Raw genomic sequence first — 14,808 nt, forward strand, 5'->3', positions numbered from 1 at the left:
GGCGCGACGCCGAGCCGCTCGTACAGTTCGTTGGCCATGCCTTTCCCCCCCGTTCCGTCAGTTGTCCAGCGAGAAGAGCTTGTCCACGAGGGCGGACGACGCGTCGTCGATCGCCTCCACGTCCTGCTCCGCCAGCGCGCCCTTGAGCCGAAGGAGGAGCGTCGTCAGCTCCGCGCGCGGCTGCGGCGCGAGGCCGGGGAGCATCCGCTCCGCCTTGGCGATGACCGAGGCGTGCTCCTTGGCCTTCGGGCTCTTCTTCCAAAGCTCGTCCACCTGCCGCTTGGCCTGCGCGAGCTCCGACTCGCCCATTCGCGCCGGCGAGCTCTTGTACTGGACCGCGACCTGCTGCCGCGTCGCCGGGATCGTCGCGGTCAGGTTGACGATGCCGTTGGCGTCGTAGCTGAAGTCGAGGCGCAGCTCGTGCGGCCCGCCGACGATCGCCGGCGGGATGTCGGTGATCTCCCCCGCGATGCCGGTGAAGATCGCCTGTTCGGGGAGCTGCGCGCGCCCGGTCGGATCCTGGAAGAGGCTGATCTCGACCGCCTCTTGGTCCTCGCTGATCAGCGAGTACTCGCGCTGCACGGAGTACGGAATCGTCTGGTTCGGGGCGATCAGCTCGTCGTAGACCAGCATCGGCTGACCGCCCACGCGCTGGAGGACCGGGACGCCGAGGCCGAACGGCGAGACGTCGGTGAGGATCAGCGCCTTCTCGTCGGCGAGCAGACCCGTCGCGATCGCCGCGCTGATCGAGGCGCCCATCCCGACCGCGAGGTCGGGCGAGACGTCGGTCCGCGGCTCGCGGCCGAAGAACTCGGCGACCATCGTCCGCACGCACGGGATGTACGTCGTGCCGCCGACCAGCAGCACGCGCGAGACCGACTCCGGCGCGATCGCCTTCGTCTTGAGCGTGGCGTCGAGCGCCGCGCGGGCCCGCGCGACGAGCGGCGCGACCGCCCGCTCGAACTCGGCGCGCGTCACCTCGACCTCGAGGTCGATCAGTTCGCCGTCCGACGAGGCGAAGTTGGGGATCGAGACGACGTGCGACGCCGAACAGGAGAGGGCGATCTTGGCCCGCTCGGCGTCGTTCTTGAGCCGCCGCCGAACCTGGTCGCCCGGCGCGACCCCCGGACGCTCGGCGCGGAACTTGGCCAGGATCAGCTCCACCAGCGCCGCGTCGAAGTCGGCGCCGCCGAGCTTCGAGTCCCCCTGGCTGCAGCGGGCGTCCATCACCCCTTCCATCATCTCGAGCACGGTGACGTCGAGCGTTCCGCCGCCGAAGTCGAAGACGGCCAGCGTCTCCTCCGCCTCGAGATGGCGCACGCCGAAGGCGAGCGCGGCGGCGGTCGGCTCGTTGATCAGCCGCAGGATCTCCAGGCCGGCGAGCTTCCCCGCGTCGAGCGTCGCCTGGCGCGCCGAATCGGGGAAGTTCGCGGGGACGGACAGCACGACGTCGCGCACCGTCCGCCCCAGCGCGACCTCGGCGTTGTCCTTGAGCTGCCGCAGCAGCAGCGCCGCGATCTCCTCGGGACGGTGCTCGACGCCGGCGAGGATCACGCGTCCGCCGTCGCCCATGATCCGCTTGAACTCGCGCGCGCCGCGTCCCGGCGCGTCCACGATGTTGCGCGCCGCCTCGCCGACGACCAGCTCGCCGCGCGGCGTGACGGCGACGAGCGACGGGACGATCGCGCTCTTCGCGGGCGACGACGGATCGACGATCGGAACCGGCTGCCCGTCGCGGAAGACGCAGATTTCGGAAGTGGATGTGCCGAGGTCGATTCCCACGGCGAAGCGTTCGTCGTTCATCGTTGGCTCTCCTTGATCGAGGCGCCGGGCAGGCGCAGGCGGGTTCCCGGAGGAAGTCCGGCGGGCAGGCCGGGGTTGGCGGCGGCGACGAGGCCGTGCAGCGAGCCGTCGCCGTAGGCGTCGCGGGCGATCGACCAGAGCGACTCGCCGGGACGCACGACGTGAACCGTCCAGCCGTCGCGGCCGCGCGCGATCGGCCGCGCGTCGGCGTTCGCCGGCGCGATCGGCGCGTCCGCGATCGCGGCGGCCGGCGTCCGTTCCGCGGACGAGGCCGCGGGCGCGACGCGCGCGGGACGCGCGGCGAACCAAGCCGCCGCCGCGGCCAGCACGGCGATCGCCGCCCAGCGCGGATCGCGCCATGCGGCGCCCGAGGCGAAGCGGCGCGCGGCGGATCGTTCGGCGGCCGCCGCTTCGTTCCCGACGTCCTGCGCCGCGCCGTTTTGCGCGGCGTTCCCCGCGTCGTTTCCCGCGACGTCCGGGGTTTCGCCGCCGCGCTCCTCGAGCGGCGCCGCGCCGACGTCCGCGAGCAGCACCTCCGCCGGGGCGACGATCTCGTCGCCGACGCGGTAGCCCCACGCGGCGCAGCGCGCGACCACGCCGTCCGGCAGCCCCGGCGCGGCGGCCGCGCCGATCGCGCGGTGCGCGCGCTCGTCGAACGGACTCCCCGCTTCGGGCGCGATCAGGTCGAGGCCGATCGGCGCCACGAGGCGGCGGAAGTCGGCCAGCGTCTTCTCGATCGCGCGCCGGTACTTCGCGTCGAGCCCCGGCGCCCCGAGGCCGTTCTCGAGCGCCTTGAAGAAGGCGATCGCCCGCTCGCGCCAGAGGACGTCCCGCTTGGCGAGGGCGGCCCCCTCGAGCCGCAGCCGCGCCGCCTCCGCTTCGAGCTCCGCGCGCCGCTCGTCGGCGGTCCCCTCGAGGCGCGCCAGCAGCCGCTCCTCGAGCGCCTCCAGCGCCGCGCGGGTCCTGAACTGCTCCCGTTTCAACAGCTCCAGTTCGGCGGCGAGCCTCGCGGGCGCGCCGTCGATGGTCGGTTCGACGGACGACATGCCGGTCCCCTTTCGCGAAGGGGACGCCGACGGCCGTCCTTGCTGACGCCCCGGGGGCGGCGCTCCCCCGCCGGGGGGGGATGTGAGCCGGGGCCGGGGAGCGGGTAACATGGCGCGCCCGCATCCGTTTTGACGGCGGGTCAAGGGGACTCAGAAGATGAGCGAAGAGAAGTCGGTCGAGACCACCGCGTGCCGCGGCCTGTTCGTGGGCGAGTTGCAGGACGAGTCGTTCTACCCGTTCCCGACGCAAGGGGACGAGGAGAAGGAGCAGGCCGACCTGACCTGCGAGGCTTTCCGCGACTGGGCCAAGGACAATCTCGACGCGACCGCGATCGACCGCGAGCAGGAGATTCCGGCCGAAGTCCGCGCCGCCCTCGCCGAGATGGGAATCCTCGGGATGACGATCCCCGAGGAGTACGGCGGCTACGGGTTCGGCGCGACCTCCTACTGCCGCGTGATGGAAGAGGTCACGCGCGCCGACGCCTCCCTCTCGGTCTTCGTGGGGGCGCACCTCTCGATCGGCTCCAAGCCGCTCGTCCTCTTCGGCTCCGAGGAGCTGAAGAAGAAGTACCTGCCGGACATCGCCGCCGGGACGAAGCTCTGCGCCTTCGCCCTCACCGAGCCGGGCGCCGGTTCGGACGCCGGCTCGCTGCGCACGCGCGCGGTGTGGGATCCGGAGAAGCAGGCGTTCCGGCTCAACGGCAACAAGATCTGGATCACCAACGGCGGCTACGCCGACGTCTTCACCGTCTTCGCCCGCGCCGAGGGCGGCCCCGTCGGCGACGCGAAGGGCGTGACCGGCTTCGTCGTCGAGCGCGGCCAGGCCGGGTTCACCAACGGCCCCTCGGAGCACAAGCTGGGCATCCGCGGCAGCTCGACGACCGAGCTCGCCTTCGACGACGTGCTCGTTCCGGCCGACCGGATCGTCGGCACCCCCGGGGACGGCTTCGGCATGGCCACGCGGACCCTCGAGACCGGCCGCCTCTCGCTCGGCGCCGGCTGCACCGGCGCGGCGAAGGAGCTGATCCGCCTCGCCTCGCGCCACGCGCAGGAGCGGGTGCAGTTCCGCAAGCCGATCCTCGAGTTCGGCATGATCCGCGAGAAGCTCGGCCGGATGACCTCCGACACCTACGGCGCGGAGTCGATGGTCTACCTGACCGCCGGCCTCGTGGACCGCGGCGGGATCGACCTGTCGGTCGAGGCGGGCTACTGCAAGGTCTTCGGCAGCGAGCACCTCTGGCGCGCGGTCAACGACGCGGTGCAGACCGTCGGCGGCATCGGCTACATGGTCGAGTACCCGTACGAGCGGCACCTGCGCGACGCGCGGATCAACCTGATCTTCGAAGGGACCAACGAGATCCTGCGCCTCGCCTCCACGCTCGACGGGCTGAAGGAGCCGGGACGCCGGGCGACGGAAGAGATGCGCGCGGCGAAGGCCGCGCTCGGCGCGCAGGTCATGGAGCGCGCGGAGGGAGGCGAGGGGATCGTCCCGGTTCCCGCGCCGCGCTGGATCGCCGAACCGCTCGCCGCGCAGGGGGAGGCGTTCGCCGCGTCGCTCGCGCTCTTCGCCGCGACGGTGCGCCGCGTGATGAAGAAGTACCGCCGCGCGATCCTCGGCCAGGAGTACACGCTGCGCCGCATCGCCGACGCCGCGATGCGGGTCTACGCGATGGCGGCGACGCTCTCGCGCGCGACGATGCGCGTCGAGGCCCGCGGCGCCGAAGGCGCGCGCCGCGACATCATCCTCGCCAGCCGCTTCGTGGACGACTCGGCGGCGCAGGTGCGGCGCGAGCTCGAGGACATCGACGCGCTGCGCGACCGCCTCGACGACGAGATCGCCGAGATCCTGCGGGACGAAGGGCGCTACTTCGCGCCGCTGCACTGACCCGCCGGGGCGAAATCGGCCGCCCTCGTTTTCGCGGCCGTTCGCGGGGATTCCGGACCATTCAACGACAGGGGCCGCCTTCGGGCGGCCCTTTTTCGTCGCGCTGCGCGCGGCGCGACTCGCCGTATGTTTCCGCCCCGGCGGAGACGGACACGCCGCCGCGCGAGAGGCGCCGATGGATCTGCTGCAAGGGAAGGCCGGCCTGATCTTCGGGGTGGCCAACGAGCGGTCGTACGCCTGGCACATCGCCAAGGCCCTTCACGACAACGGCGCGCAGTGCGCCTTCGCCTCGCTCCCCGGCGAGAAGAACGAGGCGCGGGCGCGCTTCGCCATCGAGGCGCTCGGCCTGCCCGACCCGTGGCTGCGCCCCTGCGACGTGTCGCGGGACGAGGACCTGGACCGGGTCTTCGCCGACTACGCCCGCGACCATCGCCGCCTCGACTTCCTCGTCCATTCCGTGGCCTTCGCGGACCGCGAGTGGCTGGCGCCCGGGCGGTTCGTCGGCACGCCGCGCGACGTCTTCCACGGCGCGCTCGACGTCTCCGCCTACTCGCTCGTCGCGATGGCGCGGCGCGCCGCGGAGCAGATGTCGGCGAACGGCGGCGGCTCGATCTTCGCCCTCACCTACTACGGCGCGGAGAAGGTCGTTCCCGGCTACAACGTGATGGGGGTCGCCAAGGCGGCGCTGGAGTGCTCGGTGCGCTACCTCGCCCACGATCTCGGGCCGCGCGGGATCAGGGTCAACGCGATTTCGGGCGGGCCGCTCAAGACGCTGGCCGCGGCGGGAATCGGCGGCTTCAAGGAGATCCTCGCCCGCAACGAACGCCGCGCGCCGCTCGGCCGCGCGGTCGAGGGGGGCGACGTCGGCGGCGCCGCGGTCTTCCTGGCCGGCGATCTGTCGCGCGGCGTGACCGCGGAGACGCTCTACGTGGACTGCGGCGCGAACGCGCTGGGGGTCTAGCGTCGCGGACCGGCGGAAGGGACGCGTTCCGGCGCGGGGCCGCCGCGCGTTCCGCAGAAGGGGGTTTGCGCGTACTTTCTCGATGGACGCTCGGAGCGGACGATGCATCAACTGACGGTCAAGGGGCGGCCCGACGAAGGCTATCTGCTGCTCGTCGACTTTCTCGACGCGGATGCGGCGGCGGGCTGGTTCCCCATCGGCGACGCGGTCATGGGGGGCGCGTCGAAGTGCGAACTCGTTCCCGGTCCCGCCGGCGCCACGTTGTTCCGCGGCTTCGTTTCGCTCGCCAACCACGGCGGCTACGCCTCGGTGCGCAGCCCCGCGTTCGCGTTCGACCTGGCCGGCTTCGAGGGGGTCGCGCTGCGCGTGCGCGGCGACGGCAAGCGGTACAAGCTCAACCTCAAGGTCGCGGCGGAGTTCGACGCCCTGCAGTACCAGGCGGCGTTCGAGACGCCCAACAACGCGTGGATCACGGTGAAGCTGCCGTTCGCGGCGTTCGTTCCCGTCTATCACGGGAAGCTCGTGCCGGACGCGCCGCCGCTCGACCGCTCGGCGATCCGCTCCTTCGGCTTCGTCATCGCCGACCGGCAGTGGGGCTTCTTCCAGCTGGAGCTCGCGTCGATCTCCGTCTACCGCTGAGGGCCCGCGCGACGGGGCGCGGCGCGGCGCGTCACCGCGGCCGGCGCCAGCGCGTCCGCGCGAGCGCGAGCTCGACGCCGTCCTCGGCGCGGACGAGTCGGTGCAGGCCGATCGTCTCCGCGCCGTCCTCGTCCTCGCGCAGCTCGAGCTCGCCGCGCAGGCGGTCCCCCAAGTGGGCCTCGGCGCGGAAGTCGACGCCGAACTCCGCCAGCTCGCGCGACGCGCGCAGGTCGGGCGGGATGCAGTCGAGCGCCCAGCCGACGTAGCAGGCGTTGTTCGCGTGGCGGTTCACGTCGATGTCGTCGTACCGCACGGCGAACTCGCCCGCCTCCGCGCCGTCCCGCGGGCGACCGAGCGGGTCGAGCGCGCCGTCGAGCGCGCGCGGCCTGTCCGGCTTTTCAGTGGCCCGGACGCTGGCCGGCAGACGAACCGGCCGGCGGGTCGCGACGTCGAGCACCATCCACAGACTCGTCGCCTCGCCGATCCGCCGGCCCGCGCCGTCCTCGAGCAGGAAGTCGCGCGTCGCGACGAGCCCGCTTCCGCTCGACGGCCAGGTCTCGATCGCCAGCGTCTCCTTCCACGTCGGCCACGCGTCGATCGAGACGCGCAGCCGCGCGAGGACCCACGTGAGGCCCTGCTGCATCAGGTCTTCGATCGCGAAGCCGAGCTTCACGGCGCCGTTGCCGGCGGTCTCGGAGAGCAGGCGCGCCAGCGCGGCGCCGGACAAACGGCCCGACGGCTCGACTTCGGCGGCGCGGACGACGTAGCTGTCGCGGACGACGGAAGGGTGATCGATCACGTTCGGCTCCGGGCGCGCGCTCTCCTCAGCGCGCCGCTCCGGGCGCCGCGGGCCGGTTGACGACCAGCGCGACGTCCATCTTGGAAAGGTCGCGGCGCTCCAGGATCGTGAGCCGCGACAGCAGTTTGGGCGGCAGCGCGCGCCGCGCGTCCCGCCAGCTGACCACCGCGAACGCCTCCTCGGCGCGCCCGAGGTGGGCGGCGAGCGCCTGCGCGTCGTCGGTCTCCTTGGTGTAGAAGCCGCGCCCGTAGTACGAGAGCGCCTCCGGCACGTTGCTCAGGTCGAACGCGAGGACCTCGCCGCCCGCGGCGCGGTACTTCTCCGTTTCGGCGCGCGCGGCGACGGCGAAGGAGCGGGCCGACTTGACGGCGTCGAGCGGCGGATAGAGCAGCGAGACGGCGACGACGAAGACGGCGGAGACGCCGCCGGCGACCGCCCAGAAGGCGGCGCGGGGACGGGCGCGCAGCGCGGCGACGAGCGCGCAGACGCCGGTCGCGGCCGCGGCGAGGCCGACGGCCAGGGCGGGGAAGAAGAGCGCCTCGGCCTGCTTGCGCGCGACGAGCGGCGCGGCGATGCCGGCGAGCAGGAAGAACGCCCCGGCGATTCCGCAACCCCACGTCGCCCAGCGCGGCGAGACGGCCTCCGCCCCTTCGCCTTCGTCCCAGCCGGCGGCGTGCGCGGCGAGGCGCGCGACGAGCAGCGCCAGCGCGGGGTAGGCGGGAAGGACGTAGAGGTCGCGGCGCTCGCCGGAAAGGGTGAAGAAGAGGACGACGAAGAGCGGCCAGAGCAGCAGCAGCCGGTCGAGCTTCGCCGCGCGCCGCCGCCAGGCCAGCAGCACGGCGCCCGGCAGCAGCGGCGTCCACGGCATGAACTGCGCGGCGATCGCCCCGACGTAGTACCACGGCGGGTTCTTGTGGTGCATGCCGTGCAGCGCGCGGTCGAAGAAGTGCGTCTTCAGCGCGCCGAACAGCGAATACTCGCCGCCCCACAGCTCGGCCGGCAGCGCCCAGAGCGCGATCACCGCGAGGCAGAGGAGCGGGCCGGTGAACGGCGCGAAGCGGCGCCACGACTTGAGGTCGCGGTCGAAGGCGAGGACGACCAGCGCCGCGCCGAGCGGCAGCAGGAACCCGACCGGTCCCTTGGCGATCGTCGCCAGGCCGCCGGCGATCCAGAAGATCCAGCCCGCGCGGCGCCCGTCGAGGTCCCCCGCGCGCCAGGCCTCGAAGGCGGAGATCGCGGCGAGGACGAGGAAGCAGAGGAGCGAGTCGATCTGCGCCGAGCGCGCCTTGTCCCACAGCAGGTAGGACGTGGCCATCACGATCCCGGCGACGACGCCGGTCCGCTCGCCGCCGAGGCGCCGGCCGAGGCGCATCGTCAGCCAGACCGTTCCGAGCCCGGCGAGGATCGACGGCATCCGCGCCGTCAGCGAGGCGACGCCGCCGAACGGCGCGGAGCAGAGGGCGATCAGCCAGAAGAAGAGCGGCGGCTTGTCGGTGGTGACGACGCCGTTGACGTGCGGCACGAGCCACTGGCCGTCGGCGAGCATCTCGCGCGCCCCTTCGGCGAAGTACGGCTCGTCGGGCGCCCAGAGGTCGTAGCCCCACGCGTTCCAGGCGAAGACGACGAAGGCGAGGATGAGGACGAGCCGCCGGGCGCGCGTCATAGGCCCTTTCCGGCGCCGCTCTCCGCGGCGAGCGGAACGGGAGCTCCGTCGCCGAAGACGCGGTCGCACCACAGGTCGAGGGTCAGGAGGGTGAAGAGCGGCTTCTTGTGGTCGGCGCGCCGCTCGAGATGCTCGTCGAGCAGCGCGGCGACGGCCGCGGGATCGAAGAGGCCGCGCGCCTCGACCCGCTCCGGGGCGAAGCGCCGCTTCATGCGCGGCCCCAGGCCGGAGAGGAGCCAGCGCGAGAACGGGATCGTGAAGCCGCGCTTGCGCCGCCGCAGCACGTCGGGCGGCAGGCGTCGCGCTTCGGCGCGGCGCAGGATCCACTTCCCGGTCGTTCCGCGCAGCTTGAAGGCGCTCGGCAGCGCGGCGGCGTACTCGGCGAGCTCGTGGTCGAGGAACGGCGCGCGCGCCTCGAGCGAGGCGAGCATCGTCGCGCGGTCGACCTTGGTGAGCAGGTCGTCCTGCAGGTACATCGAGAAGTCGCTGAGCAGCAGCTCGGAGATCGCGTCGGGGAGCGGCCGGCCGCCGACGACGGCGCGCGCGCTGGAGAATGGATCGTCGCCGTCGAGCGCCGCGCGCAGCGCCGGGCCGAAGAGCGGCCGCTGGCGCTTGGGCGGCATGCTGCCGAACCAGGCGTGGTGGCGTTCGATCCGCCCGAGGTCGGCCCCTTGCTCGAAGCGGCCGAGGAGGTAGTCGAGGCCGTTGTTCCCCATCTTCACCGGCAGCAGCGCGTGCAGCGTCTTCAGCAGGCCGCGCCGCGCGCCGGCGGGGAGCTTGAGGTACCAGTCGGCGAGGCGGTCGCCGAGGTAGGTCGGATAGCCGGCGAACAGCTCGTCGCTCCCCTCGCCGGAGAGGACGACCTTGACCTTCCGCCGGGCGAAGAGGGCGAGGAGGTGCGTGGGGATGATCGAGGCGTCGCCGAGCGGCTCGTCGAACCCTTCGGCGATCCGCCGCAGGCCGTCGTCGAGCTCCGGCTCGTCGAGGATCAGCGCGTTGAAGTCGGCCTTGTAGAAGCGCGCCGTTTCGGCGGCGAAGCGGCTCTCGTCGAACGCCGGGTCGCGGTGCCCGAGGCAGAAGACCGGCACGCCGGGGCCGTTCTGTTCGGAGAGATGGGCCAGCACGACGGTCGAATCGAGGCCGCCCGAGAGGAAGACGCCGACCGGAACGTCGCTCCGCTTGCGGCGCTGCACGGCCTGCGCGATGAGGCGGTCGAGCTCTTCCGCGGCGCGCCGCGGATCGGACGGGCTCGGGCCGCCGAAGCGCTCGGCGAGGCTCCAGTACCGTTCGACGCGGAACGAGCCGTTCTCCCAGACGAGGAGATGCCCCGCGGGGAGCTTGCGCACGCCGGCCAGCGGCGTGAGCGGCGCGGGGAAATAGTCGTGGAGCAGGAAGCGGGAGAGGGCCTGCGGATCGACCGCGCGCGGCAGCTCGGGCACGGCGAGCAGCGCGCGCAGCTCGGAGGCGAAGGCGAGCCGGCCGTCCGGCAGCGGCGCGTAGAAGAGCGGCTTCTCGCCGGCGCGGTCGCGCGCGAGGAGGAGACGGCCGCGCGGCGCGTCCCAGACGGCGAAGGCGAACATCCCGTCGAGCCGCTCCGGCAGCGACGTCCCGACCTCTTCGTAGAGATGGGGGATCGCCTCGGTGTCCACGCCGTCGGTCGCGAAGCGGTGGCCGCGCTCGGCGAGGCCGCGGCGCAGCTCGTCGCCGTTGTAGATCTCGCCGTTGCAGACCGACCAGACCTGGCCGTCCTCGGTCGAATAGGGAGGCGGCACGGCGCCGACGTCCACGATGGCGAGGCGCCGGAAGCCGAGGTCGGCCCCGCGGCAGGAGGCGTCGCCGACGCCGTCCGGACCGCGGTGCACGAGCGTCGCGGACATGGCGCGCACGGTCGCCGCGCGCCGTTCGTCTCGTTCAGGACCGCCGACTATTCCGCAGATGCCGCACACGCGCCGGAAGACTCCCTTTGAAGCCGGAAGCATACCCTATGCGCCGTCGTTCGCCTCGTCGTCGCTCCGGGCGGGCGGGGCGACGCTTGAAACGCGCGGCCGCGGCGCCTCGCGTCGGCCGGGACGGCCTGCGCGCCGGCGATGCAGTCTCCCGCGAAGCGAGTCGCGCCGCGACGCGTCGCCGCCGACCGCGGCGAGGCGGCGCCGACGGCGGCGAGGCGGCGCCGCGCTGAAGCCGTTGGTGTATCGTCTTTGGCGCCATGAAGCGTTTGACGATGGTCGTCGCCGCGATGCTCCTGCTGCTCGTCGGCCTGCTGCTCTTCGCGACGGTGCAGCTCGTCAAGATGCGGCCGCGCGCCGACGGGGGACGCGCGTCGGCGCAGCCGCCGGCGGCGGAACAGCCCGCGCCCGGCGCCGAAACGGCGCGGGCCGCCGAAACCGCGCCGGCCGCGCCTGCGGCGGCGGCGCCCGCCGCGACGTCCGCCGCGCTGCCCGCGGCCGCGTCGGCGACGTTCCGCGAGGCGCGGCCCGACTCGCTCTTCCCGGCGCGCGTCCTCTACGCCGGCGGCGACGGCGTCTGGCTCGAAGCGTCGGCCGCCGGACGCGCCGCGCTCCTCTTCACCGCCGACGACGGCGCCTCGTGGAGCGAGCTTGCGTTCGAGGCCCCGCCGCTCGGTCCGGCCGCGTCGACGCCTCGCTTCGCCACGGCGCGGGTCGCGCTGCTCTGCGCGGCGGGGGGGACGTGGCGCACGGAGGACGCCGGCCGCTCGTGGCGGCGCGTCCTGGAGCGGCAATGCTCGGACGCGGCGTTCCGCGGCGCCCGCGCCTTCGCGCTCGTCGCGGAGGGCGCCGCGGCGCGCGGCATGATCAGCGACGATCTCGGCCTCACCTGGCGCGCCTGTCCCGCGCCGGCGGCGCGGCCGCTCGCGCTCGACGGCGCGGTCTTCCTCGACGACGCCGCGCTCGTCGCCGCGTTCCGCGCGCCCGACGGCGCGGCGGGGATCGCGCGCAGCGAGGACGGCGGCTGCTCGTTCGCGCCGGTCCTGACCGCGCCGCGCGGCGTCTGGTTGGCGCCGCCCCGCTTCGCCGACGCGCGCCTCGGATGGACGTTCGACGCCGTCGCCGGCGCTCCGGCCTACGCGACGCGCGACGGCGGCCGCACGTGGGCGCGCCTGCCGCTGCCGGACGCGCGGATCCGCGCGCTGCGGCTGCAGAGCGACGAACGCGCCGCGCTGATCGACGAACAGGGGCGCGTCTTCCGCAGCGACAACGGCGGCCGGACGTGGCGGCGGTACGAGACGGCCGACGCCGCGGCGCTCTTTGCCCGCGAGCCGGAGTGGCTCGACTCGTGGCCCGAGGCGCGGGCCTACGCCTGGCAGCTCCGTCGCGCCGCCCCGTGACCGCGCGCCGCGCCCGTTGAAACCGGTGGGGGCGGCCGGTGCGCGCCGACGACCGTCGGAACAACGGCGCCGCCGTCGCGCCTGCCTCCCGACGTGAACCCCGCGCACCGTTGCCGTTGAACGTGTAGGGGAGGCTGGCGCGCTCCGACGACCGTCGGAACAACGGCGCCGCCGCCGCGCCTGCCTCCCGACGTGATCCCCGCGCAACGTTGCCTTTGAAACCGAACGGCAAGGTTTCGCGGGCATCACGTCGGGAGGCAGGCGCGGAGGGATCTGTCGCGGGGACACGGTAATCGGGGCGCGCCAGCCTCCCCTACGGCGATCGGTCCGTTGATCGGCGATCGGTCCGTTGATCGGCGATCGGCCCGTCGGCCCGCGATCGGTCCGTTGATCGGCGATCGGTCCGTCGGGCGGCGATCGGTCCGTCGGCCCGCGATCGGTCCGTCGTCCCGCGATCGGCCCGTCGGCGGCGATCGGCCCGTCGGCCGGTGATCGGCCCGTTGGCCGGTGATCGGCCCGTCGGTCGGCGATCGGTCCGTCGTCCCGCGATCGGCCCGTCGGCCGGTGATCGGCCCGTTGGCCGGTGATCGGTCGGTTGGTCGCGATCGGTCCGTTGATCGGCGATCGGCCCGTCGGCGGCGATCGGCCCGTCGGCGGCGATCGGCCCGTCGGCGGCGATCGGCCCGTCGGTCGGCGATCGGTCCGTCGTCCGGCGATCGGTCCGTCGGTCAGCGATCCGCCAGCCGGTCGGAGATCGGTTCGTCGGGCGAGGAACGCCGCCGGCGCCTGCGACGCGTGCCGTTCGACGGAAAAGGGGCGCCGCCCGGCGACGCGCCGCGCCCGCGCGGGGGAAAATCGCCCGTTCGCGCGGCCGGCCGCGGCGCTCGTCGGCGCCGCCCCCCGCGCCGAGATTTCGCGGGCCGCGAAAGGGTGGGAGGAAGCGCCATGGAACATCGGGACGAAACCGTGACGTCAGGATCCGGCGTGGACCGGAGGTCGTTCGTGAAGACGCTCGGCGTCTGCTCCGCGGCGGTCGGCGGCGCCGTGCTCGGCCGCCCCCTCTTCGCCCAGGCCGCGGCCGAGGCCAAGCCGGAGACGAACATCGACGACTTCCTCAAGACGCCGCGCGGCCCGCGGGCGCTCCCCGGCCCGTTCCCGGGCAAGGTCGTGCAGGTCGTCAACAACGCCTGCCTCAAGGACGGCAAGTTCGACGGCGCGGCGATCGACGCCTCGTTCCGCCGCGGCCTCAAGGAACTGACCGGCAAGGATCCCGCCGGCGCCTTCAAGCTGCTGATCGACAAGAAGGACGTCGTCGGGATCAAGGTCAACCCGGTCGGCCCGCTGATCAACACGCGGCTCGAGGTGGTGGACGCGATCATCCGCTGGCTCGAGGAAGGGGGCGTGCCGCGCAAGCGGATCGTCGTCTGGGACCGCTTCGACTACATGCTCAAGGACGCCGGCTTCACCGCCGCGCGGTTCCCCGGCGTGGCGATCGAAGGGCTGCAGACGATGGACGAAGAGGGGAACAAGTGGCGCGGCCCCGACGGCCATCACCTCTCGGAGAAGAGCTTCGACCAGGACGCCTACTACTTCGCCAAGGGAATCCTCGGCAAGGGCGTGGCCGGCTACAAGGACGACGAGTTCTACCTCAACCAGCACGTCTTCAACGGCGAGAAGTCGTTCTTCGGCAAGCTGGTGACGAAGAAGCTGACCCGGATCATCAACGTCCCGGTCTTCAAGAACACCGGCAACGGCGTGTCGATGGCCACGAAGAACCTCGGCTACGGCGCGATCTGCAACACCGGCCGGCTGCACAAGCCGCTCTTCTTCAACGTCTGCACGGAAGTGCTCGCCGCGCCGTGGATCCGCGAGAAGCTGGCGCTCAACGTGATGGACGGGCTGCGCGGGCAGTACGACGGCGGGCCGATGCCGAACGAGGCGTTCGTCTACCCGCTGCAGTCGCTCTATTTCGCCACCGATCCGTTCGCGATGGACATGATCGGCCACCAGCAGATGCTGGCGAAGCGGAAGGCGGAAGGGGTCAAGGTGAGCGAGGGGCCGCGCTACACCGACTACCTGCGGTACGCCGAGACGCTGAAGCTCGGCGTCGCCGACCCGGCGAAGATCGACTTCAAGCGGGTCGAACTGTGAGGAGCGCGGCCGTCGTCGCCGCGATCGCGGCCTGCGCGCTCGGCCTCCCCGCCTTCGCCGGCGGGGAGGCGCCGGGCGCGGCGGGCGACGCGGCGCCGGCGGCCGGCGCCGTCTCGCCGGTTTCGGACGACGCGGCGCTCGTCCCGCCGAACGGCGCGGCGGGCGCCTTCGTCCGCTCCGGGCCGACGGCGCTCTTCGTCGCCGACGACCTCTACGGGCACATCGACGGCGGCGCGGAGCTCTTCCTCGAGTTCGGCTTCGAGCGGGCGACGGTGCAGTCGTTCCGCGCGCAAGGGGTCGAGATCGTCTTCGAGGTCTACCGGATGAAGGACGCCGCGGCGGCGCTCGGCGTCTACCTGATGAAGTGCGGCCGCGAGACCCCCGATCCGTCGCTCGCCGCGCGGCACACGATCGGCGAGCAGCAGCTCCAGCTGCTCAAGGGAACGCGCTACGTGCTGGCGACGGCCGACGCGCCGGGCCCCGGCGTGCGCGAGGCGTTGCTCGCCTTCGGCCGC

Annotated in this window: 11 protein-coding genes; 6 read left to right on the forward strand and 5 right to left on the reverse strand. The window is 73.2% G+C overall.

All coding sequences use genetic code 11. The features are described 5' to 3' along the window. Positions 1-57 precede the first annotated feature (57 nt). Both LLG88_09420 and grpE read right to left on the reverse strand, forming a co-directional pair. Complete coding sequence (locus tag LLG88_09420; GenBank protein MCE5247121.1) at positions 58-1,803, reverse strand: Hsp70 family protein; 1,746 nt, start codon at positions 1,801-1,803, stop codon at positions 58-60. Next, positions 1,800-2,849: a nucleotide exchange factor GrpE gene (grpE, locus tag LLG88_09425; GenBank protein MCE5247122.1), complete on the reverse strand. Its 1,050-nt coding sequence runs from the start codon at positions 2,847-2,849 to the stop codon at positions 1,800-1,802. The genes LLG88_09420 and grpE overlap by 4 nt, the downstream gene beginning before the upstream one ends. Positions 2,850-3,006: 157 nt before the next feature. On the opposite strand from grpE, the gene LLG88_09430 reads away from it, so the two are divergent. The 3 genes from LLG88_09430 (at position 3,007) to LLG88_09440 (ending at position 6,334) form a co-directional block, all read left to right on the forward strand. Continuing rightward, a complete protein-coding gene (locus LLG88_09430) occupies positions 3,007-4,734 on the forward strand; it encodes an acyl-CoA dehydrogenase family protein (protein MCE5247123.1) in 1,728 nt (575 codons plus the stop codon). 175 nt (positions 4,735-4,909) lie between these two features. Then, the gene (locus LLG88_09435; GenBank protein MCE5247124.1) at positions 4,910-5,695 is read left to right on the forward strand and encodes an enoyl-ACP reductase; all 786 of its coding nucleotides are present in this window, start codon (positions 4,910-4,912) and stop codon (positions 5,693-5,695) included. A gap of 102 nt (positions 5,696-5,797) precedes the next feature. Next, entirely contained in the window at positions 5,798-6,334 is a 537-nt protein-coding gene (locus LLG88_09440) for a CIA30 family protein (GenBank protein MCE5247125.1), read from the forward strand. A gap of 31 nt (positions 6,335-6,365) precedes the next feature. Here the strand turns inward: LLG88_09440 and LLG88_09445 are convergent, their stop codons facing one another. Genes LLG88_09445 through asnB form a run of 3 tightly spaced genes read right to left on the reverse strand, consistent with a single transcriptional unit; the run spans position 6,366 to position 10,775 of the window. Then, positions 6,366-7,133 carry an acyl-ACP thioesterase gene (locus tag LLG88_09445; protein MCE5247126.1) on the reverse strand — a complete coding sequence of 256 codons (768 nt, stop codon included), beginning with the start codon at positions 7,131-7,133 and terminating at the stop codon, positions 6,366-6,368. Positions 7,134-7,158: 25 nt separating this feature from the next. Beyond that, complete coding sequence (locus LLG88_09450; GenBank protein ID MCE5247127.1) at positions 7,159-8,796, reverse strand: glycosyltransferase family 39 protein; 1,638 nt, start codon at positions 8,794-8,796, stop codon at positions 7,159-7,161. Then, positions 8,793-10,775 carry an asparagine synthase (glutamine-hydrolyzing) gene (gene asnB, locus LLG88_09455; GenBank protein MCE5247128.1) on the reverse strand — a complete coding sequence of 661 codons (1,983 nt, stop codon included), beginning with the start codon at positions 10,773-10,775 and terminating at the stop codon, positions 8,793-8,795. The genes LLG88_09450 and asnB overlap by 4 nt, the downstream gene beginning before the upstream one ends. A gap of 227 nt (positions 10,776-11,002) precedes the next feature. On the opposite strand from asnB, the gene LLG88_09460 reads away from it, so the two are divergent. The 3 genes from LLG88_09460 to LLG88_09470 all read left to right on the forward strand — a co-directional run. Then, positions 11,003-12,142: a hypothetical protein gene (locus LLG88_09460; GenBank protein ID MCE5247129.1), complete on the forward strand. Its 1,140-nt coding sequence runs from the start codon at positions 11,003-11,005 to the stop codon at positions 12,140-12,142. A gap of 945 nt (positions 12,143-13,087) precedes the next feature. Continuing rightward, positions 13,088-14,293 (forward strand): DUF362 domain-containing protein, encoded by a 1,206-nt coding sequence (locus tag LLG88_09465; protein MCE5247130.1) that lies wholly within the window; start codon positions 13,088-13,090, stop codon positions 14,291-14,293. Next, a partial coding sequence (locus tag LLG88_09470) for a hypothetical protein (protein ID MCE5247131.1) occupies positions 14,290-14,808 on the forward strand: 519 nt, incomplete at its 3' end. The genes LLG88_09465 and LLG88_09470, both read left to right, overlap by 4 nt.

It is taken from the genome of bacterium, from assembly GCA_021372775.1.
Classification (GTDB): domain Bacteria; phylum Acidobacteriota; class Polarisedimenticolia; order J045; family J045; genus JAJFTU01.

Excerpts from the sequence above, each read along its gene's own strand:
- LLG88_09465 (MCE5247130.1), top strand. The coding sequence starts at position 13,088 with ATGGAACATCGGGACGAAACCGTGACGTCAGGATCCGGCGTGGACCGG.
- LLG88_09420 (MCE5247121.1), bottom strand. The coding sequence starts at position 1,803 with ATGAACGACGAACGCTTCGCCGTGGGAATCGACCTCGGCACATCCACT.
- LLG88_09460 (MCE5247129.1), top strand. The coding sequence starts at position 11,003 with ATGAAGCGTTTGACGATGGTCGTCGCCGCGATGCTCCTGCTGCTCGTC.
- LLG88_09440 (MCE5247125.1), top strand. The coding sequence starts at position 5,798 with ATGCATCAACTGACGGTCAAGGGGCGGCCCGACGAAGGCTATCTGCTG.
- LLG88_09450 (MCE5247127.1), bottom strand. The coding sequence starts at position 8,796 with ATGACGCGCGCCCGGCGGCTCGTCCTCATCCTCGCCTTCGTCGTCTTC.
- grpE (MCE5247122.1), bottom strand. The coding sequence starts at position 2,849 with ATGTCGTCCGTCGAACCGACCATCGACGGCGCGCCCGCGAGGCTCGCC.
- LLG88_09430 (MCE5247123.1), top strand. The coding sequence starts at position 3,007 with ATGAGCGAAGAGAAGTCGGTCGAGACCACCGCGTGCCGCGGCCTGTTC.
- LLG88_09435 (MCE5247124.1), top strand. The coding sequence starts at position 4,910 with ATGGATCTGCTGCAAGGGAAGGCCGGCCTGATCTTCGGGGTGGCCAAC.
- asnB (MCE5247128.1), bottom strand. The coding sequence starts at position 10,775 with ATGCTTCCGGCTTCAAAGGGAGTCTTCCGGCGCGTGTGCGGCATCTGC.